The organism is Halorubellus litoreus (assembly GCF_037081675.1).
Lineage (GTDB): Archaea > Halobacteriota > Halobacteria > Halobacteriales > Natrialbaceae > Halorubellus > Halorubellus litoreus.
This window is the reverse complement of the sequence record NZ_JAZAQL010000004.1, coordinates 149,100-174,492: the sequence shown is the minus strand read 5'-3', so window position 1 is coordinate 174,492 and position 25,393 is coordinate 149,100. Positions and strand designations below refer to the sequence as shown.

The window sequence follows — 25,393 nt, the reverse complement described above, 5'->3', positions numbered from 1 at the left end:
CGACCTTTCGACCACGGTCTCAGAACTTCCCGCTGGTCACTCACGAGCAACTTGGCACACCGTCGCACAAATTCATTTGAAATCCGGTGTCGGGCTGGCATCCACCCACGCCCGACCACCGCGCCGCCTACCATCCTCGCCCCAACCAGACGCCGTTCTCAAGCACCAACCCCCGAACTTGCGTCTCGGTAACGTGTAACTTGATGAGGCCGTCAGCCGTATCAAGCCCCATGGACGTTGACCTCCCAGCTGGCGTGACAGCCGACCGCGTATCGACAGGCCGCCTCGACACGGCGGTCCTCACCGCCGGTGACCCCGACGGAACCCCGCTGGTCCTCGTCCACGGGAACGTCTCCTCGTCGCGATTCTTCGCCGAGCTCATGACGGACCTCCCGGACACCTACCGCGTGATCGCCCCCGACCTTCGCGGGTACGGCGACTCCGAGACCAAACCCGTCGACGCCACCCGCGGCGTCCGCGACTTCAGCGACGACCTCCACGCGCTCTTCGACGCCCTCGACCTCGACGACATCGCGCTCGTCGGCTGGTCAATCGGCGGCGGCGTCGCCATGCAGTACGCCATCGACCATCCCGAACGCCTCACCGCCGTCTGCCTCGAGAGCACGATGTCCCCGTACGGATTCGGCGGCACCACCCGCGACGGGAGCCCGTGTCAACCCGACTACGCCGGCACCGGCGGCGGTCTCGCGAACGACGAGTTCGTCGACCAGCTCGCCGTCGGCGACACCACCGCCACCGCCGACGCGTCGCCACGCACCGTCATGGAATCGTTCTACGTCGGCCCGGACCACGAGTTCGACCCCGCCACCGCCGACGCCTACGTCCAGGCGATGTGCGCCACCGCCGTCGGCGACGACAACTACCCCGGTGACGCCGAACCGTCCGACAACTGGCCCGGCGTCGCACCCGGCGACCACGGCGTCCTCAACGCCGTCTCACCGAAGTACTTCGACACCACCGACCTCGTCGACATCGACCAGAAGCCACCGATCCTCTGGGTGCACGGCGACAGCGACCAGATCGTCTCCGACACGTCGTTCTTCGACGCCGGCTTCCTCGGCCAAGCCGGCCAACTCCCCGACTGGCCCGGCGACGACGCGTACCCACCACAACCGATGACCGCACAGACCCGCGACGTCCTCGACGCCTACGCGGACGCCGGCGGCACCTACCACGAGGAACGCTTCGAAGCCGTCGGCCACTCCCCACACATCGAACGTCCCGAACGCTTCCAGTCGATACTCCTCGAGTTCCTCGTAGACTGACTCCGCCCTGACCCACGAACCACCATCAACTCACGTGACCCCTTCGAGAGGGCTTCATCTGTCTACGCCGACGGCGCCGGTGTCGTGATCGTAGCGTACGAACACGACCCAGTTGACGCCGCTGCCCTCAGATGCGCGGAGCGATTGCAATAGGTCACCCCTTAGTTTTCCTCTCACATCTCCAGAATCTGTGTTTCGATGTCTTCGCTAGCGTTGCTTCCCTCGGATTCGGCGGCAGCCTACGTCTCTGCCGACTCCGAGAGGCTGTGGTCCCTTGTGTTCTCCGCGACCGTATCTGGGTCTCCAGCACGGGGCCAGCCGCGGAACCCGAGTACACCCGCGACAATCAAGAGGAGACCGCCGAGGACCAGCAGGTACGGTTCGGCCCCGAAGATGACCCGACCGTTGGTCCCGTCGAGCACGGGGAGGCCCGTGTAGATACCCAGTGTCGGATCGAACGAGTACCCCACGACCGCTCTGAGTGCATAGAACAGGACGACACCGCCGACCGCCTGCGCGAGGAGAGCCGCCCGCCGCCAGCGAATCGCGGCGAATGCACTGCTGGTGGCCACGACACTCAACCCCGCGAGGAGTTCTTCCTCGTGGTTGAGACTCCCGCCCCATCCAGTCTCAATGGTCCCGGCGGTACCCGGCCGCATGGTCAGTAATTCCGTGTGAACCCCGATCACGATAGCGAGCGTCCCGGCGATGGCAACGCCACCGGGGAGGAGGGCACGACGATCCATACGGCTTCATTCCCATTTGGTGATAATAACTCTGTGGTGCGAACGTACAGCACTGACTATCGCTACCACAGTGGTCGCGCTGGCGACACCGACACCAGCGGCGCTATCGCTCGCGCCGTCGCCGCGCCAACTTCGGCGCCAGCGCCCTCCCCGAACGCTGACTCACCGCCATCGACGAACGCGACGAACTCCAAGCGCTCACCGACGAACTCAATAAACGCACCTGACGACCCGAGCGCGCTTTCCTCACTGACTCGCGAAACAGTCGGAAACCCAGCCTACAGTGATGCCCTATGCTTCTTTGCAGGAGGTGCCTATTCGATTTCCGGAGGGTCGGTCACCCAGCGTTTCACCATCCGGTTTGCTTCGCCGTACCGATGGAACCTCGCTTCCTCGACGAGTTCTCCGTCGTGGAGGAACCGCGTCGAGTACGGGGCTCCATCCTCTTCCTGATGAAGTTCGATCTGTCGGTCGCCGTGGACGTAGAACTCCGTGCCATCGCCTGTGTTCACGCTGTACTTCCAACTCGGGGAGAGCGGTCCCCGCCACCCCGATTCGTCCTCCGCATTCGCATCACTGCCGAGAACGTACTTCCGGCCGGCTTCGACGTCGCGATACCGGAGCGCGTACTGCGCCACGCGAACGGTCTGGATGCTCTCGCTCGTCACGTCGGGATTTGAGTCACGGAGTTCCTCGAGGCGAGCGACGGTCTGGTCTGCGGTTCGCGCGACACCGCTATGATAGCCAGCTGCACCGTCCGCTGGTGGTGCCGTGCCGCCGAGCAGTGATTGTGCGTCCAGCACGGAAGTCACGTCGTCGGGGTGAAGCCGCTCGCAGAGTATTCTCGCCACAGCCTGCCCGACGTAGCGTGAGTCTGCGAGAACGAGTTCACGGGCCTCGATCGCGGTCGCTCTGTCGGACTCCTCCAATGCTCGGTGGAACGCCTGTTCTATCTCGGCAGTGGACGCTTCCCGGTCGACGTCCAGGAACGACTGCGCTCCGTTGATGCCATCGAACGTCGGACTCCAGTCGCCGACCATACGACACCGAACACCGGACTGCGGAAGAACGCTCGGGTGTTCTATCGACAGCAACCACCTGCAGCCCGAACGTGCAACACGTTCATGCCGAGAGCGCCCGAGCGAGTGGTATGGACGATGTCGTCCCGGTTGCGGTAGCATACATTGTGTCGGCGGGAACGACGACCCGTGTTCCAGCGGACACTCACCTCTTGCAGTGGTGTCCCGCCGTCTCACTCCCTTCGCGGGACGCATCCGCTGCAGCCCCCGACACTGAACGGCCAGCTCTGCACCCCGGACTGACGGCGCTCGACGGCACGCTTCGCGTTGACGGGAACGCTGTCGGCGCCACGAGCGACGTCATCCGCCCCGAATCCGGGCCAGCACTCGCCTTCTGGAACATCACCGACCCCCTTCCAGAGGGAACGCACGAGGCAGCGTTCAGCATCACGATGCCCGAAGAGTCCCCGCATGGGACGCCAGCCAGGATCGGAATCGCCGGCGAACTCGCATACGACTGGGAACCGGGCAAGACCATCTCGGTACCGAGGACGATCATCGCTGCACCGCCAGCCGACGTCCCCACACGACGTGACACCGACCCACTCTGGGGACGTCGCGACGTCCAGTACGTGACAGGCGGCCCCACCGATATGGACGACGGCATCGAGACCGTCACCCTCGACGAACCGCCATAACGAACGAGGGCCGAACTCGCAACGGGAACTCGTCCCAGCTGGTCCAGTTTTCGTCTTGCACTGGTTCCCACGGACCGCCTCAGCACCCTCGATAGGCAGGTCGCAACCGCCGTCTCTTCTGGCGAAACTCTCCACCGATTAGAACCCAAAACCTACGCGCGTCCGGTACTGTGCGACCCTCGCTCGGGGTTCCGAGGTTCGCTCCCCGATTCCCGTGCTCTCAGTTGTCGTCCACCAGCTCGAGTGTCTTGGCGTCCCGGTCACCGTCGTAGTACTTCTCCAATGCGTCGGCGAAGAGCGCGCCGTCATCCGCAGCGATCTCGAACAACGTCATCGACGACCGGAACTTCAGGTCGTCTGGCGACCCGAATACCTCGTTCGCCGTCTTGTCTTCGATATCCAGCACGAGCTCCGTGCAGTCACGGAGCCGCGGTCCCAAGACTGGATGCGCGAGATATGCCTTCGCCTCCTCGAGCGAATCGATGGCGTACCGTTGGGCCATCTCACTGCGTCCCAACCCAGCGATCTGGGGGAACACGAACCACATCCAGTGCGAGCGCTTCCGTCCGCCCCGGAGCTCCCGCTTCACGCTACCGATAACCTGCTCCTGTGCCGAGACGAACCGTTCCAGGTCGTCGGGGTCAGCGTCACCCGTCATTGCTCTTTCAATCTATACGGTCGCCAGGAACCAATAAGTACTCCAATGGGACTACAAACGTTGGCGTTCGGAGTGCCCTGCCGGCTATCGGTATCGCTCAGTCCGCTTGGTCGCGCCGTATCGTGACCAGGTCTTCGGCGACTCGCGTGGGTCGGACTCTGCCGTCGATGTCGTCGTTGGCGATGACGAGGACGCCTGGGGCGATTCTGAGTGCGGGTCTGTCACCTTTGCGGAGCCCTGCGTCAGCGGCCGGCGGGAGTTGAAGCTGGTAGCCGTTGCCCGCAATCTGCACTTTCGCGGTCATCGATTGGTACGCAGTCTGCGTATCGCGAGCCGTCGCCGCGACCAGTTCTGCTTCCTCATCGTCCGGAACCCGCTCGGTGTCGACGACCAGTAGGAGGCCAGCGAACGCATGCACTCGCGTCTCGGCCCTGTAGGTCGGCGTCTTCCCGTCGGGTGTGTCGCGTTCCTCGACGAGGTCGGCGGCGCGGGCCGCCTTCGTGATCTGGAGCGCGAGGCCATCGGCGGAGTGCTTCAACGAGTTCGCCACACACGTTAGTACGTACTACTAACGTATAGGCCTACGGGCGACATCCACTCACCGACCTCCACGACGACGAGGCCTCCGATTTCAGTGCAGCGATCTACCTCAGGAATCGTAAGGCGGTTCGTTCAGATGGGGCCCGCTGGTTGCTACCAGAGACCACGACAGGTTGTTGGGGGATCGAGGTCATTTTGTGGGGGTGGCTGGGGGATCGACCAGCACGCGCCGAGTTCAAGTCATCATGCTGATTGTTGTCCCAACAGGAAAATTATGTGTCTGTGTGCGTGATGGTCGGTCGTGCTCGATACCCTCCGTACGATAGCCATCATCGTACTCGGCCTCCTCATCGGGGCCGCCGGCGCAGGAGCAATCGCCCCAGACCCGACAAGTCTCCTCGGGATGACCATCACGATCGCACTGACTGTTGGTGTCAGCTACATCGCATATCGACTCGACGATCACTATTTCGGAACCACCAAGTCCACGAGATAGCTCCCCTCACTTCCAGCTCCTCCCTTCTATATGTATAGTGTTTGGTTTTTCTAGGAAATATATGGTATCTTCCGGGGAACCCGCCATCTCACCGACCGACTTCCACATGCCACGAACCGACTACAAAGTATCAGACTAAAATATTAACAAGTAAACTTAGAATGATACATACCACCACAACCGGCCCAACAGATAACTATTCCGGCTCTGTTGAAATCCTATTCCATCGACATCTCCCCCGCTGAAACAGCCGTTAGTTAGAACTGCGTACTGAACGGATATTCCTTGGGAGGATAGTCTGAACTGAGAGAGATTCAGTACGGAGTGTCGTGTCTCTCTAACACCGTTTAGAATCTAAAACCAGCTAACAGAGTGTCTGGTACAGCTCTTCGACTGTTAACGTTGCATCCCTCGCATCGAGCCACCCCTGCATATCAGACAGCGCCTGTGTCCGCTCAGCGCCTGTACTGACTGAATCGTTCTCTTCGAACACCGACTGTAAGAGAGCCTCAATTTCATCACTCAATTGAGCTCGTGAGGCAGTCATCTCTATCTCGCTGAATTGGATGTGAACCCTGCTGGAATCCGGAAACGAGATTCCAAGTGTATGGCCCATCCCAAGGACGACAGCGTCCTGCTTCTGTTGAGACAGCCGATCGTAAACTAGCAAGAGATCTTGTCCAGAAAGCGTGAGCGATTTCCTTCGTCCCTCGCTCTCAACTTCTATCTCGATATCGTCCGGGGCGAACATATAGCCCCAACCCCCGAAATTATCGATGAGCTGAACTTCAATCATTTATAGAACCAGTCTGTCTTCGACATTGGAAGATTCTTCGCCTGTCTCTACCACTTCGGACAATTGCTGACGCGGAGATCTCTCATAGCTCCTTCGCGTGTTGTATTCAGCAGGACTACTGAAACCCGTCACCGACTGAGGGTTTCAACAAGGCCACTATTCCAATACCACAACGACGTCCAACTCACGGACCCCGATATCCCCACCCACACCACCCCACTCCTTACGTTCCCTCACAGACCACGCAAAGGCATGGTCGTCTATCGTTGCGCGGAATGTGACGGTCGGATCTCACACTCTGTCGTCACCCTCACCGACACCACCCTCCTCCAGACCGACCCCGACGACTTCCAGTTCTCCGACCAGACCGGCAACCCCGACATGGTCCCGCAAGGCTTCCAGATCACGAACGACACCGCCGACTACGCCGTCCCCGACGACGACACCGGCTGGCCAGTCCTCAACCCCGAAAACGTGGTGGGGACGGACTACGACTACACCGCCGAAACCGGATGCTGCGGGCCGCCCGGCAATGCAGTGAATACGGTCTGCCGGAACGGTCACAAGGTCGGTGTCGAACGCGGCGACTGCTACACCGTCCACGCCATCGCCCTCGACCCCACGCGGGTCACCGCCACCGACAGCCATCATCAGGAAACCGAGGGGCTCGACGCCGAGGACCCAGCAGTCTGGTTGGACATCCTCGACTCCGGGTCAGTGTCGGACCGCCGTCGCGCTATCGCCCTCCTCGGTCACCACGAAACCGTCGCCGCTGTTCCAGCACTCCGCGACACACTTACGGCTGGCCCCCGCGAGCTCCGTCCGATCGCGGCGCTGAGCCTCGGCCGAATCAGCGCTCCTGACGCGCTCGAGGCCCTCGCCACCGCGCTCGACACCGACGATGAGACGGTTCGCACTGCGGTCGTCACCGCCATTGGCGGCTGCGACCTCGACGGCACCGACGACATCCTCCTGGACCACCTCGCTGACGAACCCCACGAGGACGTCTGCCGCGAGGTTCGATACGGCCTCGACGACCAACTCACAGCGAGCACCTTCCGGACCTACCTCGACCGCAGTACGACCGCTGCCGGACAGCTCGCACTCGTCAAGCTCCTCCCCAGGCAGGGCGACGCCGTTGCCAGCGCACTCACCGACACAATCCACCGGTCCAACCTCCCCACCGAGGTCCGCAAGCGAGCGGTCGTCCAACGTGGCCACTTCAAGAGCGACACCAACACGGGTTCCAGATACCGCGAGGACACCGGCGAAGCCCTCCTCGACGCACTCGAGGCCGTCACGGACGTCGACGTTCGGGTCGCCTGCATCCACGCCCTCCACAACCGCTACCTCCACGACGATACCATCCCCGACGCCGTCGAGCGAACCCTCCACGACCTCGAGACCGACCCGAGAACCCCCGAAGCCGTCCGAACAGCCGCTCGCGACGCTCTCTAACGGTCGTTCACCGTCTCATTTCTCCATCGACGAATCGTTGCCGTGCGAACCGTCGCTGCTCGGCGTCGGTCATCGCCGGATCGTGCTGGCCGTGGCGTTGGGTGCCGGAAGTCGGGAGATGACGTCCAAGACGCTCGCGGTTGTCTCCGGGTTCGGGTCGGTGCGTGCGAGGAACCGCTCGAGGGTCGGGCGGACGTCCGTGAACGCGTCGGGGTGCTGGGTCGTGGCGGTGGCGACGGCGGCGAGCAACGGTGGGACCGCGGGGTTGTCGGGTGCGAGGAACCGACCGAGCTGCGGTGCCTGATTCATGCGCACCACGGCGGGCGGATAGTTCTTGAGCCACGTCGCGTCGGCGGCCTCGGTAGACAGGACGCCAGCGAACAGCTCGGCATCGATGAGGCCGGTGTCGACCACGTCGCGGAGGGTCTCGGCGGCGCGGGTGGTGAACCGGGAGTGTTGGGGGCCGGGGCCGGTGCCGTCGCGGGAAGGTTCCTCGAAGCGCTCGCCGGGGAGGAGTTGGACGAGTGCCGTCTCGAGTACGGGGAGGACGATGTCGGCGTCGAACTCGGGGAGGGGCATCTCGTCGGTGATCACGCGGTAGCTCTCGAGTGCGGCGCGACGGCTTTGGTCGACGCGCCGTTCGTCGCCGCGGGCGACGATGGAGAGGGCGCCGAGGACGTGTTCGCGGTACTCCCGGGGGATGTGGTAGTTGGTCGCGAGGCCCTGGAGTGCGTGGACGGCGGCGACCCTGAGGGAGACGCGCTCGGCGAACCCGACGTCGACGGTGCAGAGCTGAACCGTGACGCCGAGGACGTCCGCGACTAGGTCACTGGGGAGACGCTCGGTTGCGGCGAGGGCGGCGAGCACGCGCGCGCCAGTTCGCGCCGGTGGAACGGCGTCGGCCTGCAGGAGGTCCGGCAGCCGATCGACGAGTCGCGTGACGTGTGCGTCCGTCAGCTCGCTGGCGGTGAGGAGGGCGCTGACGGCGCGGCCGGCGTTCCCCGGCACGTCTGCGACGGGCGTGGCCGTGACAACGCCGATCGTCGCGTCGAGCACGTCTGTGGCGGTGTCGGTGTCGAGTATCCCGTAGCCAGCGAGCCCGGTGACCGTTTCGAGCGCCCAGTCCCGGTCGTCCTCGTCGCCGTCGAGCCGCTCAGTGAGCGTCGACCGCAAGCGCGCGAGTAGTGGTTCGGGGAGGCTGCCGTGGACGTGTAGCCAACCGAGGGTTCGCCGCTCGTCGACCGAGACCGAATCGTGGCTGATCGCATCGATGAGCGTCTCGGCGACGCGCTCGTATTCGCCGGTCGTCAGGAGGTCCGTCTCGAGAACGAGCGGCGTGACCGGTGCCCGTTCGTCTGGGGCGGCGAGGGCTGCGGGGCGGACGTCGTGGTGCTCCATGAACGCGACGCGTCGGCCGCGGGTTGCGCGCGCACCGAAGAAGTGCGCGGCTTCAAGGTGTTCGACGACGGTCTCGCGGAGCCGGTTCCGAGCAGGCGGCGAGAGAGCGTCCAGAGCGGTGAGGACGCCCAGTTCGTGGAAGGCACCCCGTGTTGTCTCGTCGGTGGCTGCGAGGAGCGCGTCGAACGCGTCCGAGCGGGTGGCCGTCGACGCTCGGTCGCTCGCGACGACGAGCGCGAGCGGTTCAACGACCGTCTCGACGTCGAGACGCGAGTCAGATGCGTCCCCGGCGTCGGTCGGTTCCTCCTCGTCGAAGAACGATATCGTCCCCTTCTCGGATTCGTCGTCTTCCGAGGTGGCGGTTCGCGGTGTGTCGTCGTCGTCGTCGTTGATGAGTGACCCCGGTCGATGTGGCGGCGTGACAGACGGTGCGTCGTCGTCACCGGTCTGCGTGTCGTCCGAAAGAGCGTCACCGGTCTGCGTGTCGTCCGAAAGCGCGTCATCGGCGGATGCATCGTCGACGGAGGCATCGGTCTGCTTCGGGTCGACGGGGGCGTCCGCGGTTCCAGCATCGCTGTCGAGCGCGCCAGCGTCCTCGCTCAGTCCTGGTGCGAGCTCGCGGAGACGGGCGATCGGTCCGTCGACCTCGTCGCTCGCGTTGGACTCTCGGGGACGGGCCGTGGACGTCGTCGCGTCGAGCACCGCGAGTCGTGTGGCGACCGCTGGGTCGAGTCGTGTGGTGACCGCTGGGTCGTCGCGGTCGTCTGACTCGTCGTATCCGGATTCGATGAGAGCCCCAATATCGGGGAGGGCTGCTGTACGGTCGGTGTGGACGAGTGCGACGATTAGGCGGGCGGTCGTTGAGTCGAGTGCGGTCGGGTCGGGAAGCGGGGTGACAGCGTCGATGAGGTCGTCGCCGAGGCCGGTGTCGTCGAGCACGGTGGCGACAGCGGTGGGCGCGTAGACGCTCGCGCGTTCGAGTGCCGTGGCGGCAGCGACACGCCCGCGGTCCTGCCCCGTGGCTGCAGCGACCGTGGCGATTGCTGCGACGAACGGTTCCAGAGCGTCGGTGTCGACGAGTCGCCAGACCGGAATCGCCTCCAGTGCTCTCGCCGCTGCCGTCGCTGCTTCGCGGGCGTAGAGGCCGATACCGAACATCGCCGACGCCCCCGCGACGTCTCGGTGGACGAGATCGTCCCTGAGGGTCGTGGCGAGTGGAACCGCAAGTGAGCGGGCGAGCGTCGGGTCCGCGTCGAGCAAGCGTCGTGCGTCCTTGCACGCGCGCCGGTGTGTACGAACCTCCGATGGAGTGGGGTCCGTGGGGAGTGCCGTGGTGAGTACGTCGACGACGGCGTCGACGTCGGGCAGTGAGCGGCTCTCGTCGGTCATCGCTCGCTCTCCTCCCCGGAGTGCACAGTGACCGAGGGTACAGCGAGAGGATGTGCTCGTGGGGTCAGTGTTCGAGGGCGGAACGGGGGCACGCCTGAGTGGTCCACGTATCTACAGTTCTATCTGTGCTGTGGGTGCAAAGGACTGTGTGTATGGACACGAATGTTGTAGTTCTCGGATCGGTCAGGTCCTGACTACGCTTGCAGCCGTCGCGTGACTCTCGTCGAAACGCTCACTGTAGGGACTCAGCGTGTTGCTTCGGTTGTGGATGGGGTGAGGAGAGTACGTTTCGTCTGTTCTGGCGGGATGATCGAGTAGTGGACCGTGGTTCGTATCGTGGAGGCTTCCATTCGAGTTTGGTGAGAGAGAGTACGTTTCGTCTGTTCTTGTTTGTAGGATGGGGTGGGTTGGTGGAGAGTGAGGGTGGATTTCGTCTGTTCTCGGAATCGGAGTGGAGGGAATGGTTGGAGAGAGTGCGTTTCGTCTGTTGTGGTGACAATATTGGTCTTGCGTATCATGCCACAGAGAGTGCATTTCGTCTGTTCGAAGTTAACTAAATGATATGCTTTTGGGTAGCGGCAATACACTATTATTGGAGCTTTTGTCCCCCCCTATCACGACTTAACAGACGAAACGTACTCTCTCTCACTAGCACTTTCACTAGAACAGAAGAAACAGAAGAAACCAATCTTTAAGTGGTATTGGTCTGAAAACCAAACAACCGATGGGCAGTCTCTTCGAAGACATCGACGATACCATCTTCGACGACAAGGACGTCCTCGCCGAGGAATACCAGCCCGACGAGATCCTCGAACGCGACGACGAAATCGGTCAGTACAAACACACTCTCAAAGACGTCCTATTCGGTCGAAACCCCACTAACGTCATGCTCTACGGCAAAGCCGGGGTCGGCAAGACAGCCGTCACAACGTACGTTCTCAACGAGCTGCAAGCCGAAGCCGAAACTCGGGACGAAACCTCTGACGTCCACGTTCACCGATTCAATTGCAACGGAGAAACCGTCTTCTCCACAGTCCGTGCTCTCGTCAACCAACTGCTCCCAGCACACGCCGCCGACTTCCCCAAACGTGGTCTCTCCACCAGCGACGCCCTCGAAGAGTTCTACAGCCAACTCGAACGCGTCGGCGGCACTCATCTCGTCGTCTTCGACGAACTGGACCACCTCGAAGACGCGAACACCCTCCTCTACGACATCCCTCGCGCTCGCGCCAAAGGCGACCTCGAAGACGCCCGAATCGGTATCATCGGAATCTCGAACAACTACAAGTTCCGCGACCGCCTCTCCTCGAAGGTCCGCGACGCCCTCAACGAAGACGAGATTGCCTTCTCCACGTACACCGCCAACGAACTCCAGAATATCCTCCGCGACCGCGCCGAAAAAGCACTCGTCGACGACGGCTTCGACGAATCCGCTATCCGGCTAGCAGCAGCCCTCGCCGCCAAAGACAACGGCAGCGCCCGCCAAGCCCTTGACCTCCTTCGCAAGGGCGGCGAGATCGCCGAGCGTAACGACGACTCCACTGTCACCGAACACCATATCGACGCCGCCCGCGACGCCGTCCGACGCGGCCGCCTGAAAGACAAGATATCCGACCAATCCACGCACGCCCAGCTCGTCCTCGAAGCCATGGCGCGCATCGAAAACCGCGGCGACACACCAGCCCGTTCGAAAGAAGTGATGTCGGTCTACCAGGAGGTGGCCGTCGATCGCGAGCAGGAACCTCTCTCCACGCTCAAGAGCGTCCAGAACCACCTCAGCGATCTCACAATGCTCGGATTCCTCACCCAGAATCAGGTCAACGAGGGGCGAGGCGGCGGCGTCTATCACGAATACGAACTCGACATGACTCCCGACGTCGTCTTCGGCACTTGCGACGAGCTCTTCGCCACCACGTTTTAAGACGCCTGTCGATCGCGTTCTCTCAGTGGCCGATGGCGGTCTCTACAGGCGGGGCACATCGAGTCCCTCGGACCTTGACCCCAAGCAGTTCGCGCTGCCTATCCACGGACGTCCGGAACGTCCTCCACTGGGAGACGTCCTGACAGACGACCCGCAGACGGACGACCCCTGCCGGACGACCCCCCTGACGGACGACCCCCCTGCCGGACGACCCCCTGAGGGACGAATCTCTGACTACTCCTCCCCTGCCGGACGATCGACCGATTCTGGACGGCGGTTGTCCCGTCACCGACGATTCGGTCACGCGACCGACGGCCGGTCACGACGAGTGTAGGCATCCCCCGTGTTTTTGGGGTTGCTCGGTGTCGCTGGTGGTATGAATCGCGACGCTGCACGCGGCGTACTGCTGGGGTTGGCGTGTGGGGACGCGCTCGGTCGTCCGGTCGAGTTCTCCTCACCGACTGCGATCAGCGCCGAGTACGGCCACTTGGACGAGATGGTCGGGCACGGGACGTGGAATCAGCCGGCTGGCACGATCACGGACGATACGGATCAGGCGTTGTGCATCGCGCGGAGTGTCGTCGCGGAAGGCGGGTTCGAGCCGGCGGACGTCGCGGCGCGGTTCGTCGAGTGGTACGAAGCGGGGCCGTTCGACGTCGGGCGGATGACGGCGCGGTCGCTCCGCCGCCTCCGGGACGGCGACGCGTGGGAGGAGGCCGGGCAGCGAGTGTGGGAGGCGAGCGCCGAGGGGCAGAACGCGGGGAACGGGAGCGTGATGCGGTGCCCGCCGCTCGCCATCCCGTACGCCGCGGACCGCGACCGGCTCGCCGAGGTCAGCCGGCAGTCCTCGCAGATCACGCACGCCGACCCACGATGCACGGCCGGGGCCGCCATCCTGAACCACACCATCGCCGGCCTCCTCGAAGACACAGAATCCGCGGTCGACGACCCCGCACGGGCACTCCGGGACGCGCTCGACGCGGTCGACGACGCCCCGACCGAGCTCGTCGACGCGTTGGAACCTATCGCCGCGGGCGAGCGCCCGAGTTCGCTGGAGTCGTCGGGGTACGTCGTGCACTCGCTCCAGACGGCACTCCACGACGCGCTCACGGCCGTTAGCGCGCGGGACGCGATCGTCGTCGCGGTCAACCGCGGCGGCGACGCGGACACCATCGGCGCCATCGCCGGCGCCGTCGCCGGCGCTCGCTTCGGCGCCAGCGACCTCCCCGACCGCTGGCTGAGCGCCATCGACGAACGCGAGGAACTCGAAGCGCTCGCCGACGACCTCCACGCACTCGCCTAACAGTCTTTGAGTTCTCGCCACTGACCGCCTCGCGCTCGCCCATCACGCGCCACCGCCCGCGAGTCGGAGTCCTCGCCCTTGACGCTCCGAAGGGTCTCTCATTGTACCCCTTGTAGCGCCTTCGGGACTCAAGAACCGGCGTCGAGCTACACTGCGTGTCGTCGGTGGACGTCGCGACGAGCGCACACTCGACCAGAGCGAACGCCCTCGCCCGTGGCGGGCTCCGGGGTGGCGGACTCCCGGTCGAACGGTTAAGACGACGGCGCCCGGAGAAAGCAGTACGAGCGCGCGCACTCTCCGGCGACGATACGCATGACGTACTCCAGTGACCCGCTCGATTTGAGCGACCGGCCCGCGTGCGGCGACCCACCAGCGGGTCGCGAGGAACTCGGCTCGACCGACTCGTCCGGTGGCGAGGCCGACTCGGGTTCGACGGTCGACGTCGATGAACTTGCGGCCCGTCTCGCTAGCGACGGGCTGCTCTCGGGGTCGGCAGTTGGGTTCCGGGAGGTCATCCAAACATGCGAAGCGTGCGAGCGGGTGTGCGACCTCGCGACCGAGGCGCCGGCGGCTGCGCGTCGGTTGGCGCCGTGCGTTCTGGCGGTCGTTCGCGAGGCGATGGACCGCGAGGGAGCGACGGTCGAGTCGCTGCTGCTCGCGGACGTCGCCGAGCGGACGCTCGCCACTGCACTGGACGCGGTCGGCGCCGTGAGCGACCCCAAACTAGCGACGGCCTACGAGGCTGCTGGGCGGCCGCTGGAATCCATAGTCGAGACGCTCGCACTGGTACTCCGTGAGAGACGTCACGACCGATACCACGACACAGTGGTCGAGGCGCTTGGGAGCGTGGCGATGGCACGCCCCGAGACCGTCATCGAGGGGCTCGCTGACGCGCACGCCCTCGACGACACCGTGCGTGCGCTCCTCGACGACTGCCTGGCGTCGACCCCGTCGGAGCCCAAGACCGCCACCTTGTCGCTCGCGTTCGCGGTCATCGCACACGACCCGAACGCGGAACGTGTGAATCGCGTTCGCGGACGCCTCGATGCCTCCGCCCCGACACCGGCTGCGTCCGTTCGCATGACTGGATACGTCACCTACGAACTCGCGGCCAAACGGACGGTCGCTCCACGGAAGGATTCGGACGCGAGTGAGGGACACGCGGACGGCCTGAGCGCACGGATGGATTCGCTCGAGGAGTTCGCAGCGGTGGTCCAGGACAGCGTCGGAACCGAACGCGAACGGTACGCGCGAGCGGTCGGTGAAGCCGCTGCGGTCGTTGGCCACGGTGACGTCGCGACGGCCGTCAGGCACGCGAACGGTGGCGCCGACGCCGAGGAACCTGCGGCGGAACTCCCGCTCGAACTGGTGGCTCGCGTCCGCGCGTCGGACGACAGCGAGCGCGAGCGTGCTGCAAGAGCGCTCGGCGAGGCACTCGCTGCATCGCTATCGCCGACGGTCGGCGTCGAATCGCTCGCCGACCGGGTCGCTCACACCACGGGCGTCGAGTACGTGCAGTCCGCGCAAGCGCTCGGCGCCATCGCCGTGGTCGCACCCGGTCGCATCGACGCATCTGTCCCAAGACGCCTGGTCGATCGCGTCGAGCGCGCTACGGGCGCGGACCGCGACCACGCGATGCAGGTTCTCGGCGAGGCGATAGCCACCGGCTACGAGACGACCGAGCGGTCGCTCACCGCCGCACTCGGCCGGCGCGTCAGGGACGCGACGAGCAGCACGCCACGCGACCGGGCCGCCCGCGCCCTCTGGACGGTCGCCGACTCGACCGGGGTCCCCGACGGCTCACGTCGCGGGAATCCCACGTCCGGCGAACCCCTGGATAGCGTCGACGACGAGGTCGGCCCGTTGGTCGCTGGCACGGACGCCGACGCAGCGGCAGTCTCGGCGGTCTCGGACGCACTCGGGAACGTCCCGGAGTCCGAGCGAGATGCGGTGTGTCGTGCGCTCGGCATCGCAATCGTCGACCTCGCGCCCGACCGCGAGGTGGGTCCCGGAACGCTGGCCGAGCGCGTTCGCAATGCCGGCGACGAGAGCCGGCGTCGCGCAGCGCGGGTGCTCGGTGAGGCACTCCTCGGGGGTGCGTCGCCGGAAACCCCGGCGATCTACGATGCGCTCGCCGCCCGGGTTCGGCGCGCGGCGGGGATAGACCGCGACCGCACGGCGCGGTCGCTCGCCGAAACAGCGATTGCGGCCGACGCGCCGAAGGCTACCGCAACCCGCGGTCGGACGCGTCAGGACTCGGTGGCGCTCCGAGAGCGAGCGGCCGAGGCGTCCGGGTCGCGGCGACGTCGGCTGACTCGAGCTCTCGGCGAGGCGCTCGCTCGCGGCGATGATTCGGTGAATCTCGTGGACGTGTTCGAAGACCTGGCGGCGGCGAGTACCGACCTCGACAGGGCACGCAGTGTCAGGGCGCTCGGGGAACTCGTCCTCTCCGCTCCGCCGACGCTGTTGGGAACCCAGACCCCACCGTCGTGGCTGGTAGCGCACGCTCGCAGAAGGACGGGGACACAGCGGACGTCGTGTGTTCGCGCGGTGGGCGAAGCGGTGCTCGCCGAACGCGACGACCCATCGGTCGACGTCGTCGACGCACTCTGCGGTCGCGTCACGTCCGCAACTGACATGGAAAAGATCCGGTCCGGAAAGGCCCTCGCGGAGACGCTCGCTGCTATCGACGACCACCCGAACCCACCGGTCTCGCCGTCGCTAGTCGACGGCGTCACGGCGCCGACGGACCCGAGTACACGAGTCAGCGCGGCAATGATATTCGCCGACCTCCGTCGTCGACCCGAGAGGACGGCGGTACTCGTCAGGAGCATCCATGCGAACGTCGGCGTGGAACGAGCGCTGATTGGACGCGCCCTCGGCGATCGCGTCGCACTCACGGACTCGATCAGGACCACAGCGGAGTCCAGTAACGGCCTGGCGGCCGCGCTCGTGGACCTCGTGGGGCGGGACGATTCGCGTGGCCCGCTGGCAGCGGAAGCGCTCGGCCTCGCTATCGCCGCCACGACCGGCGACGAAGGCGTCCCATCCAGACTCGAGTCTCGACTACGGGACGCGGTCCGGTCGGGTGGCGCGTCCGATGGCAGGCTCGCGGCTCGCGCACTCGGGACCGCCGCTGCCGTGACGGACGCCGTGGACGACGCGTTCGCGATACCGACACTCGCCGCCCGGGTTCGGTCCGAGAGCGAACACGAGCGAAGCCTGGGGGCCTGGGGTCTCGGCGTCGCTGTCGCCGCTCGAGACCCGACGGCGCTGGCCGAGGATCTCCTCGAGGGAATCGAGGCGCCGCCGAACGGCCACTCTGGTACGGCCGTTGCACGGATCGTCGCCGATGCCGCCGAGGCCGGCGTCCTACCCGCACGAGCACTCGTCGAGGCACTCACCGTGGACAGCGCGTCGACCGAGAACACCGGTCGACGCACGCGCCTTCGCGACGACGCGGGAGGCCTCGACGCGACCCTGCTCGAGGCACTCGCGACCGCACGCGACCCCGGTGACGCGACGGCGGTCGCCGCGGTCCGTACGGATATCCGGGACGCGCTCGCAACGTCCAGCGACCACCCAGCAGATACGCGCGTCACCGCGGTCGACGCACTCGCGTCGCTCCCGACGACCGCGGTCGCGCAGAACGAGAAGTGAGGCGGCCGAGGGGGCGCGCGACCCTCGCTACTGGAACGCGGGGTCGTGGCTGGCGCCGGACTCGCCGACCTCGCCGTCGCCCTCGTCGTCGCCGGTGGCCATCGCCGCGATGTCGTCGAGGCTCGCCTGCTCGTCGCCGTCGCCTTCGCCGTCCGCGTCGGCGTCGGCCTCGCGGTCGCCGGCGGCCTCGTTCTCCTCGGGGTCCTCCTGGAGCTTGCTGCTGATGTACAGGAGCTCGGACCACATCGCGTCCACGACCTCCGCGGTCGACACCTCGTCGTGCTCGCTCATAATCTCCTGCATGAGCGCGCGGAGCGCACCCTGGACCTCCTCGCTCGTGTCGCCGTCGACGCCGAGGCGGAAGTGCGCCGCCTTCACGAGCTCCACGATCTGCTCGCCGTCTTCCTCGATGGCCTCGAACTGCGCGTCGAGCAGCGCCTTGACGTCGAACCCGCCGTCCTCGTCGCCGTTGGCGTCCGCCGCGTTCTCGATGTCGGTGCTGTCCTCGCCGTCCGCATCCTGGCTTGCTGCCATATCTCGACAGTGTGGTGCCACCATCACCGATCGGTCGTTGCCCACCGCTCTGAACTCTCTGTTTATATGGGGGTGGCGGTTCGTGGGTTGCTGGCGGTCGCGGTGAGCCGTTGCAGGATACGGATGACGGTGACCCGCTCGGAGGGGTCGAGCGCGTCACCGCGGAGGAGCCGTCTGAGTGCTGGCGCGTACCGCTGGAAGGCGTCCGGGTCCCGTGCGGTCGCCGTTTCGAGGAGGGCGAGCGTCCCGGGCGTTGGCGAGTCCAACCAGGACGGCGCGGTCAGCGCTCGCGTCGCGGGCGCGCGATGAGCAAGTCGAGCGGCGAGGTCGGCCGGCGGGAAGGCGTTCGATTCGACAAGGGTCTCCAGGACGCCAGCCATCGAGTCGCGGCCGTGTTCGAGGAACGTGGCGACGAGCGTCGTCCGCAAGGCGGATGGCGCGGTCGACAGCTCGCCGGTCGTCGCGAGGACGCCGAGGCCGCCCAGCGCTCGATGCCGGACGATGCCACTCGCCGGCCGGCGGTCGTCCGCTCGGACGGCCGCGGTAAACCCCTTCGCGACGCGCGCCGCTGGCACGGCGTCCTGCCTGGCGAGTTCGACGAGCGCCTCGACGGCCTGGTCGGCGCCCCCGGTCACCTCCTCGAGCGCGAACCACAGCGTCGACTCCAGGCGCGACCCCGACACCTCGCTCGCCTGCCGGGCGACGAGGACGGCGAGCAGGTCGACGGCGGTATCGTCCGCGATGGTCCGCTCGCGCACGTCCCGCACGACCGCCGACACTGGAATCGCATCGACGCCGCTGGCCCCGGCTTCCAGAAGGTCGACCAGGAGTTCGTACTGATGATTGCGAGCGCTCGGACCCAGTGCCGGGACCGCGGCGGCGAGTGACTCGACGACGCCCGAAAGGTCGACGCCGTCTGCCGCCGGGGGCATACACGCGACGACGATAGCGGCAGCGTGCCGGCACGCGTCGGCACTCGCCCGGGGAACGACCGCCGCGGCCGCATTCGCCACCTCCTCGAGGCCCTCGGTCGTCCCGGTGACCTCGCTGGCGCTGGCTTCGATGGCTCGGAGGCCGTCATCGGGCGTCAGTCCGGGGTCCTTGCGGACGAGGAACGCGTACTGCCTGCGGACCGCGTCGGGGAGCGTGGGCGCGAGCCCTTCGTCGGCGAGCGTCTCGAGCAGCGACCGGACGGCGCCCGTGTCGCCCATCTCGGGCGCGCGAGCGGCGCGTCGGAGCGTCCGCAGGGAGACGTCTATCGCCTCGGTGCGGACGCCGGCGTCGACGAGGACCGTGAGCGTCTTCGCGGCGAGCACCGACTTCGACCCGGACACTGCGCGGACGTCGGCGACGAGCGACGCCACCGGAAGCGGGTCGCTGACGTCGACGGCGGGGAAGTCTGCGGCGAGCTCGCCGAGGGCCTCGGCGGCCCAGTGACTCCGCTCGGTCGCGATCGCCTCGACGAGTCGGTCGCGCAGCCGGATGACGTCGCGTCTGGCCGCGAGGTCGGCGTCGACGAGCCGGCGGAGCGCGGTCGTCGAGAGGAGCCGGAGGTGGGTGTCGTCGGTCAGCGACCTGACGGCGGCCGCGAGCCGCTGGGGGTCCGGCTCGACGAGGTCGGCTTCTGCCAGTCGAGCGAGCGCTCGTGCGTACGTCTCGTGCCCGCGGTCGCGGGCCGCGAGCGCGCCTACGACCTCGGCGGCGTCGACGGTCGTCGACGACGGGACGCAGTCGGCGTCGACGAGGTGGTCGATGGCGGCGACCGCCTGCTCGCGGAGCTCCTCGAACGAGTCGACGGGGATGGGGACGGGGCCGCCGATGTCGACCAGCTCCTCGTCCGCTGCGACGACGTCGACCAGGCGTTGGAAGCTGCGCTCGTCGACGCTCGCGACGACGCCGCTGTCGATCGCTTCGACGAGCGCCGCGTAGCGGAGCGGCGGCCCGCTGGCGTCCACGCCTGCAACGACCGCGTCGAGGAACGCCGCGACGTCGCCGTCCTCGACGGTCACTGTCCCGGTCGCCGTCTGGGTCGCGTCGGACCCTGGCCGTCCTTCGAGCGTGGTTGCGAGGGCGAGGCCGCCGGCGCGCACGACGTGGTCGTCGGCCGCTCGCGCGGTGTCGACCACGTTCACGAGGTCCGGTCGCGCCGGCACTCCGGGGTGGTGGTGCTCGCAGACGGCGTGGAGCGCGCGGAGGATTGGGAGGCGGACGTTGGTCGCGTCGGTCGCCCGGAAGCCACCCGCGAGCGTGGGGGCGACGGAGGCGACGTCCTCGCGCGACCCGACAGCTGCCGGGTCGAGGACGCTCACCGCACCGAGCAGGGATATCGCGGGCTTGACGGCGTCGTGTGACGGTGGTGCCGACAGGGCGCTCGCACCGGCCGCCGCGAGCGCTTCGAGTCGACGACGCCCGTCGGCCTCGCCGGCGAGTGCCGGCGGCCGCGACCCGCCGTCGACACGGGGCATCGGCGGCGCACCATCCGCGGAGACGTCGAGCAGGCGGGCAAGCGTCGCCAGCACGTCGGTCTGGAGGTCGCGTGCGTGCGTCGTGACGTTGAACAGTGCGGTCGCTCGCGACCCGGTCTGGACGGCGTGGGCGTGCTCGAACGCGTCGACGAGCGCGTCGACGAGCGACCCGACGGTCTCGGGAGCGAGCGGCTCCGGGTCGTGGACGGTGACGTCCGTCGACCGGACGAGCGAGCGGAGTTCGCCGACGGCTTCGCGACGCTCGATGACGGTGGAGACGACGCTCCCGGGGTCGGCGCGCAGGCGCGTCTCGAGCGCGGCGACGGAATCACGGACGTCCGCCGCCCGGTCGTTCGCGTCGGACATACGAGGGGTGGCGACCTCGGTCTGGGGACGGCGACGCGCGCCCGCGACCGAAGCCTTCGGTCGGCTCGACTCTCCGGGTCCCAATCAGTGTAGCGGCTCGCGAGAACTCGGCCGTCTCCGACACGGGACGTGCTCGTGCTACGGGTCGGTGCCGGCGGCGGTGGTGTCGAGCGTGCTGCGGGCGGCCATCGCGTGGAGTCTGGCGGTGGGGGCCGCGTCGGTCGCGTCGCGTAGCCAGGCGTCGAGTCGACGGGAGAGGTCGTCCGGTGCGGCCGTCCCGTCGCGTTCGAGGGTCGCGGTGAGCGCGCCGAGGAGGGGATTCCGTATCGGTGACGTGGGGTCGAAGGGCACGTCGTCGTTCTGGAAGCCCTCCCCGGCTCCCGTGGGGCCGTCGACGGACAGGAGGGCGGCGACGGGGACGGCGCCGAGGAGGTCGTCGACGTCGATCGCGTCCGTGGCGGCGAGCGCTCGGGTCATGCGGCTGCGGCGTGCGCGCTCGAACACGTGGTCGTCTTCGCTGGTGGGGGCCATGCGCTCGAGAACGTCGCAGGGGTCGTCGCTGACGGCGAGTTCGCCGAGGAGACGTGCGAGCGCCCGCCGGTCCTGGTCGACTGGGGCCGCGACGGCGTCGACGAGCGATGCAGGGACGTCCGCGTTCACCTCTGGGACCGCAACGAGGGTCTCGCCGAGTGCGCACGTCAGCGTCTCTCGAGTGTCTCCCGACGCGGCTGCCGCGGCCGCTCCGAGTGCCCGCGCCGAACTCGGCTCGCTCAGCGTGGGCTGACAGACGTACTCGCCGAGCGCGCGCGCCGTCGTCGTCCGTACGTCCTCGGTTGCGTCGCGGACGCTCGCGACGAACGCGTCCGGAACCCCCGGGAATTGCTCGGGGTGGACGGCGGCGACCTCGCCGAGGACGTACATCAGCGCGCCGCGGTCCGGTACGGCCGCGGCGAGCCCGTCTCGCGTCCACGCGTTGATGCCCGCCGCGCCGTGCGCGTCGAGGAGGACCGCCACGCCGAGTGCGCGCGCCGCACTCTGGCGGTCCCACCCAGCAGCCGCTGCGACGGTCTCGGCGAGGGACGCAGCGCCGGACGGCGTCGACCCCGGCGCGACCGCGACCAGTTCACCGAGCGCGCGAACCGACCAGTCGCGGTCGCCCGCGGGCACACCCGACGGAAGCGATTCCCGGGTCGCCGTCCCCGCGACCGTCGCACGCTCGACTGCGCGACGCGTCGCGGACCGTGCCTCGTCGCGGACCGTCAGCCTCGCGACGACCTCGGCCACGACGCCCTCGTAGCCCCCGCCTCCGTCGCTATCGCACTCCATCGTCGCCAGGCCGAGGGCGCGAGCGGCGCGCTCGCGGTCCCGTCCGGTCGTCTCGCGAACGCGTTCCGCGAGCGCGCCGGTCGCTCGTCCGTCACCTCGGTCGCCGGTTCGGGTCGCGGCGACCCACTCGCCGAGGAGCCGGAGCCGAGTCGGACGGTCGGTGAACGGACTCGTTGTCACCGCCTCACGGAGCGCACTCGTCACCGACCCGCCAGTAGCGGGTCCCGACCCGGTCGCCACGCCGAGCGCTCGCGTCGCATACCGCCGCTGGCGGCCACGCAACCCACGAACGCGCGCCCTCGTTTCCGCGTCCAACTCGACGGCATCGACGCCTCCAGCGAGGGCGCGCTCGCCGCGAACGCGTGCCGCGCGGACCGACTCCGAACCGTCGACGACCTCGCGAACGGCCAGGCCGTCGATCGCGACGACCGCGGACGCACCGAGGACCGCGGCCGCATCCACGCGCTCGTCCTCGCTCGCATCCCGGACGGTCGAGGCAAGCGATTCGACCGGGGCGTCGACCACGCCGGGGACGTGCGCGACCCACTCGCCGAGTGCGGTCGTTGCTCGCTCTGCCGCTGGACCGGTCTCGGTCCGAACGCGGCGACGGAGCGCGTCGAGAACGCGCTCGCCGTCGCTCGCAGCGACCACGGTCTCGCCGACTGCTCGCACCGCGCTCCGAGAGGGCACCGGAGCCGCGCCAACGCGCTCGCGGAACCGGTCCGGGACCCACTCGAGGCGCTCGGGACACGCGACGGCGACCTCGCCTAGCGCTCGCACGCGACGGTCCCTGGCGTCGTCCTCGGCCGCGCGAATCCGGTCGACCAGCGTCGCTTCCACTCGCCTTTCGTCTGTCCGGGAGTGCGCGACGACCTCGGCGAGCGCGGTCGCCGCCACCGCGCGGTCCTCTCGCGGCGCCATGCGGACGCGCTCGACGAGCGCTCCGGGTGGGTTCGGGACGAGGTCCGGGGCGAGTGCGATGCAGCGACCGAGCGCTCGCAGGTGCTCGCGACGCTCGCTCTCTTCGTCGAGCGAGTCAGTGACGGCGAGTCGTCGGAGCGCCGGGAACGACTGACGGTCCGTCGATTCGTTCGACGCGACGTCGACGCCCTCGGGTGCACGAGACCGCAGGACCTGGGCGAGCGCTCGCGGGACCGCCGCCTCGTGCTCGAGCAACCGCTCGAGGACAACCGGGACCGGCGCCGCGTCCCAGACCGACGGGTGCGTCGGCAGCGCGACGACGAGGAGCTCCGCGACGGCGGTCGCTTCCCACTGCATGGCGTCCTCGTTGGCGTGCAGCCACTCGACGGCGACCCGGACCGCGTCCGCGTCCAGCCCCGACCGGACGACGCCCGGTCGCGCACGAGCGACCGCGGCGAGCGTCCGCAGACACTGCTTGCGGACGACGGGCGTGGTCGTCGCCACCAGCGTCTCACCCAGCGCACCGACCGACTCGCGCAGCGAGTACTCGCTCGCCTCGTACCCGCGAACGAGCGCGGGCCCAGCGATCGACTCCAGCGTCGCTGAAACGGTCTCGCGGCGCCGCTCGCGAACCCCGGACACGTAGAGGTCCGTCACGGTGGCGTCACCGCCGCCGCGCTCGGGCGCTCTGAGCGCGCGTTCGAGCGTCGGCGCGACCGCTCGGACGCTCGCCGGCGCCTCCGTCGCACGCCCCCAGAGATCCGTCGCTGCCTGGATGACCTCGAACTGCTCGCCGACCGCGCTCGACGTCGAGACCCCGGCGTCTATCGTCGCCGCCAGCTCCCGGACCTCGTCGTCGACCGGGAGGTCGATGCCGGCGACGTCTCCCACGGCGGACGCATCGAACGCCCTCATCCTGCTCGCCTCCAGACGGCTAGGACGGTGGCTACCACGAGCGCCCCGCAGTCGCGAGGCCGCATACCGACCCGGTAGGGTGGGAGTCGATGCATCTCGTTGTCCTGACGCACGCGAGCCCGCCGCTTCAGCGTGCTGGTCGCCGACCTTTCCCACCCCAGCCGACTACACGTCCCGTGGACGCCGGCGTCGTTCTTTTGCGAACGCTCTCCTCGTTTCGAGTGGGTGGTCGGACGGACCGACGACCCATGCACCGCTCGCTGCGCCGCCCGGTCGCCCACGGTAGGGGGAATGGGGCTCGTGGCCGACCGGGTCGGCGACGAACCGCCCGCCACGGCAGCACTGACACGCCGGCCGGCACGCTGTCCCAGCCGACACCACGGTGACACTCGCTGGCTCGCGCTCGCGGGGACGCTGGCACCCGCCAGCGACACCGGCCGGCCCCCGCGAGCCGATTCTCGTCGACGACCCCTTGGCGAGTGGCTTCGACGGCGCGACGAATTCGACATATCTCACAGAGCTGCGTTTGTAACAGCTGTTGCAAACACTCGTTACAAATCGGTGCAGAGGTTCGGTTCGAAGGGAACGAAGCCGTCTGGAGTGCGACTCCCATTCGTGGTGGTGATGGAGTCAGTCGACGGTTCGAACGCCCTGCTTCAGGTCTCGTCCAGGCGTCGCCGAAGCGGAACCGTCTCGCACTGGTCGGTCGCGACCTCGATGGCCGCCAGGTCGGTGCGCATCCGCGTGTGGAGGACTGGGTGTGTGGCGAAGCTACCGTTGGCACGCCGACCCGACGCTGGATTCAAAGGCCAGGGGTGAGCGCCGGTGGCCGCCGTCGGACTCGACGTTCGAGACGGCGTTCACGGTCGCCCTGAGGTCGCCGTGAAGGCGTTGTACGCGGAGTGCGGTGGCCGTGATGGCGGTCATCATCGAGTACAGTTTCCCCTCGGTGTAGCTGTGGGGGACGTGGGCTTCGAGGACGACGGTGGGGTCGGCGGCGGGCGTGACGTACTCGCTCGCGTGAACGCTGGCGATGGTCTCGTGGGCGGTGGCGAGCGCTTCGACGAACCCGTCGTCGCTCGCGTCGCCGCGGCCGTCGATGGCGCGGTCCAATCCCTGGTAGAGGACGAGGTGCGCGGCCGCGCCCTCGCCCGGGTCCGGGAGCTTGCAGTACAGTTCCGCGTCGGTGTAGAGGTGCGTCAACTGGAGTTCGGCGACGGTCGTGGGGTCGGCCGCGGTCGCGGCGACCTCGCTCGGCCTGATCTCGCCGTCGACGGCGACCCACGGGCAGTCGTCGACGAGGTGTTCGATGATCGTCTCGTAGAACGCCGAATCACGTGGTCTCTCGTGCATGAGTGACTCACGAGGACGGTCGGCCGCTAGCGGGATAGGGCCCTGAGCGTGCCTACAGGGCGTGTAGCGGGTCGCGGCGGCTACCCGCAGCGGGCCGTTACAGGAGTTGTGCGTCGCGAACGCCACCTAAAGGCTGGCCGTGCGA

17 protein-coding genes are annotated in these 25,393 nt (G+C 67.4%); 7 read left to right on the top strand and 10 right to left on the bottom strand.

Translation table 11 applies throughout. From position 1 onward, the window contains the following. Positions 1 to 230 precede the first annotated feature (230 nt). Positions 231 to 1,286 (top strand): alpha/beta hydrolase, encoded by a 1,056-nt coding sequence (locus VYJ16_RS18500; RefSeq protein WP_336351804.1) that lies wholly within the window; start codon positions 231 to 233, stop codon positions 1,284 to 1,286. Positions 1,287 to 1,525: 239 nt separating this feature from the next. Here VYJ16_RS18500 and VYJ16_RS18495 read toward each other — a convergent pair whose 3' ends face one another. Together VYJ16_RS18495 and VYJ16_RS18490 are read right to left on the bottom strand one after the other, a co-directional pair. Beyond that, positions 1,526 to 2,032, bottom strand: a complete 507-nt coding sequence (locus VYJ16_RS18495) for a hypothetical protein (RefSeq protein WP_336351803.1) — start codon at positions 2,030 to 2,032, stop codon at positions 1,526 to 1,528. Between the two features lie 314 nt (positions 2,033 to 2,346). Continuing rightward, positions 2,347 to 2,961 carry a hypothetical protein gene (locus VYJ16_RS18490; RefSeq protein ID WP_336351802.1) on the bottom strand — a complete coding sequence of 205 codons (615 nt, stop codon included), beginning with the start codon at positions 2,959 to 2,961 and terminating at the stop codon, positions 2,347 to 2,349. Between the two features lie 221 nt (positions 2,962 to 3,182). Here VYJ16_RS18490 and VYJ16_RS18485 point away from each other — a divergent pair, with 221 nt between their 5' ends. Next, positions 3,183 to 3,749 (top strand): hypothetical protein, encoded by a 567-nt coding sequence (locus VYJ16_RS18485; RefSeq protein ID WP_336351801.1) that lies wholly within the window; start codon positions 3,183 to 3,185, stop codon positions 3,747 to 3,749. Positions 3,750 to 3,969: 220 nt separating this feature from the next. Here the strand turns inward: VYJ16_RS18485 and VYJ16_RS18480 are convergent, their stop codons facing one another. Together VYJ16_RS18480 and VYJ16_RS18475 are read right to left on the bottom strand one after the other, a co-directional pair. Next, positions 3,970 to 4,407, bottom strand: a complete 438-nt coding sequence (locus tag VYJ16_RS18480; protein WP_336351800.1) for a DUF1810 domain-containing protein — start codon at positions 4,405 to 4,407, stop codon at positions 3,970 to 3,972. 97 nt (positions 4,408 to 4,504) lie between these two features. Then, positions 4,505 to 4,945, bottom strand: a complete 441-nt coding sequence (locus tag VYJ16_RS18475; protein ID WP_336351799.1) for a hypothetical protein — start codon at positions 4,943 to 4,945, stop codon at positions 4,505 to 4,507. Positions 4,946 to 5,248: 303 nt separating this feature from the next. Between VYJ16_RS18475 and VYJ16_RS18470 the strand changes: the two genes are divergently transcribed. Beyond that, entirely contained in the window at positions 5,249 to 5,443 is a 195-nt protein-coding gene (locus VYJ16_RS18470; RefSeq protein ID WP_336351798.1) for a hypothetical protein, read from the top strand. A 364-nt stretch (positions 5,444 to 5,807) separates the two neighbouring features. Here the strand turns inward: VYJ16_RS18470 and VYJ16_RS18465 are convergent, their stop codons facing one another. After that, positions 5,808 to 6,239, bottom strand: coding sequence for a hypothetical protein (locus VYJ16_RS18465; protein WP_336351797.1), 432 nt, complete (start codon positions 6,237 to 6,239; stop codon positions 5,808 to 5,810). 63 nt (positions 6,240 to 6,302) lie between these two features. Between VYJ16_RS18465 and VYJ16_RS18460 the strand changes: the two genes are divergently transcribed. Beyond that, positions 6,303 to 7,697: a HEAT repeat domain-containing protein gene (locus VYJ16_RS18460; RefSeq protein ID WP_336351796.1), complete on the top strand. Its 1,395-nt coding sequence runs from the start codon at positions 6,303 to 6,305 to the stop codon at positions 7,695 to 7,697. Between the two features lie 69 nt (positions 7,698 to 7,766). Here the strand turns inward: VYJ16_RS18460 and VYJ16_RS18455 are convergent, their stop codons facing one another. Beyond that, positions 7,767 to 10,484, bottom strand: coding sequence for a hypothetical protein (locus tag VYJ16_RS18455; RefSeq protein ID WP_336351795.1), 2,718 nt, complete (start codon positions 10,482 to 10,484; stop codon positions 7,767 to 7,769). Between the two features lie 724 nt (positions 10,485 to 11,208). Here VYJ16_RS18455 and VYJ16_RS18450 point away from each other — a divergent pair. From VYJ16_RS18450 to VYJ16_RS18440, 3 genes are all read left to right on the top strand, one after another. Continuing rightward, entirely contained in the window at positions 11,209 to 12,405 is a 1,197-nt protein-coding gene (locus VYJ16_RS18450; RefSeq protein WP_336351794.1) for a Cdc6/Cdc18 family protein, read from the top strand. Positions 12,406 to 12,781: 376 nt separating this feature from the next. Continuing rightward, positions 12,782 to 13,708, top strand: coding sequence for an ADP-ribosylglycohydrolase family protein (locus VYJ16_RS18445; RefSeq protein WP_336351793.1), 927 nt, complete (start codon positions 12,782 to 12,784; stop codon positions 13,706 to 13,708). 312 nt (positions 13,709 to 14,020) lie between these two features. Continuing rightward, positions 14,021 to 17,368 carry a hypothetical protein gene (locus tag VYJ16_RS18440; protein WP_336351792.1) on the top strand — a complete coding sequence of 1,116 codons (3,348 nt, stop codon included), beginning with the start codon at positions 14,021 to 14,023 and terminating at the stop codon, positions 17,366 to 17,368. A gap of 27 nt (positions 17,369 to 17,395) precedes the next feature. Here the strand turns inward: VYJ16_RS18440 and VYJ16_RS18435 are convergent, their stop codons facing one another. From VYJ16_RS18435 to VYJ16_RS18420, 4 genes are all read right to left on the bottom strand, one after another. Further along, entirely contained in the window at positions 17,396 to 17,902 is a 507-nt protein-coding gene (locus VYJ16_RS18435) for a hypothetical protein (protein ID WP_336351791.1), read from the bottom strand. A 62-nt stretch (positions 17,903 to 17,964) separates the two neighbouring features. Continuing rightward, a complete protein-coding gene (locus VYJ16_RS18430) occupies positions 17,965 to 20,733 on the bottom strand; it encodes a hypothetical protein (protein ID WP_336351790.1) in 2,769 nt (922 codons plus the stop codon). 138 nt (positions 20,734 to 20,871) lie between these two features. After that, the gene (locus tag VYJ16_RS18425) at positions 20,872 to 23,895 is read right to left on the bottom strand and encodes a hypothetical protein (RefSeq protein WP_336351789.1); all 3,024 of its coding nucleotides are present in this window, start codon (positions 23,893 to 23,895) and stop codon (positions 20,872 to 20,874) included. 771 nt (positions 23,896 to 24,666) lie between these two features. Continuing rightward, on the bottom strand, positions 24,667 to 25,248 hold the full coding sequence (locus VYJ16_RS18420) for a hypothetical protein (RefSeq protein ID WP_336351788.1): 582 nt from the start codon (positions 25,246 to 25,248) through the stop codon (positions 24,667 to 24,669). Between the last annotated feature and the right edge of the window lie 145 nt (positions 25,249 to 25,393).

Excerpts from the sequence above, each read along its gene's own strand:
- VYJ16_RS18420 (WP_336351788.1), bottom strand. The coding sequence starts at position 25,248 with ATGCACGAGAGACCACGTGATTCGGCGTTCTACGAGACGATCATCGAA.
- VYJ16_RS18495 (WP_336351803.1), bottom strand. The coding sequence starts at position 2,032 with ATGGATCGTCGTGCCCTCCTCCCCGGTGGCGTTGCCATCGCCGGGACG.
- VYJ16_RS18455 (WP_336351795.1), bottom strand. The coding sequence starts at position 10,484 with ATGACCGACGAGAGCCGCTCACTGCCCGACGTCGACGCCGTCGTCGAC.
- VYJ16_RS18450 (WP_336351794.1), top strand. The coding sequence starts at position 11,209 with ATGGGCAGTCTCTTCGAAGACATCGACGATACCATCTTCGACGACAAG.
- VYJ16_RS18440 (WP_336351792.1), top strand. The coding sequence starts at position 14,021 with ATGACGTACTCCAGTGACCCGCTCGATTTGAGCGACCGGCCCGCGTGC.
- VYJ16_RS18425 (WP_336351789.1), bottom strand. The coding sequence starts at position 23,895 with ATGAGGGCGTTCGATGCGTCCGCCGTGGGAGACGTCGCCGGCATCGAC.
- VYJ16_RS18480 (WP_336351800.1), bottom strand. The coding sequence starts at position 4,407 with ATGACGGGTGACGCTGACCCCGACGACCTGGAACGGTTCGTCTCGGCA.
- VYJ16_RS18435 (WP_336351791.1), bottom strand. The coding sequence starts at position 17,902 with ATGGCAGCAAGCCAGGATGCGGACGGCGAGGACAGCACCGACATCGAG.
- VYJ16_RS18500 (WP_336351804.1), top strand. The coding sequence starts at position 231 with ATGGACGTTGACCTCCCAGCTGGCGTGACAGCCGACCGCGTATCGACA.
- VYJ16_RS18430 (WP_336351790.1), bottom strand. The coding sequence starts at position 20,733 with ATGTCCGACGCGAACGACCGGGCGGCGGACGTCCGTGATTCCGTCGCC.
- VYJ16_RS18465 (WP_336351797.1), bottom strand. The coding sequence starts at position 6,239 with ATGATTGAAGTTCAGCTCATCGATAATTTCGGGGGTTGGGGCTATATG.
- VYJ16_RS18485 (WP_336351801.1), top strand. The coding sequence starts at position 3,183 with ATGGACGATGTCGTCCCGGTTGCGGTAGCATACATTGTGTCGGCGGGA.
- VYJ16_RS18445 (WP_336351793.1), top strand. The coding sequence starts at position 12,782 with ATGAATCGCGACGCTGCACGCGGCGTACTGCTGGGGTTGGCGTGTGGG.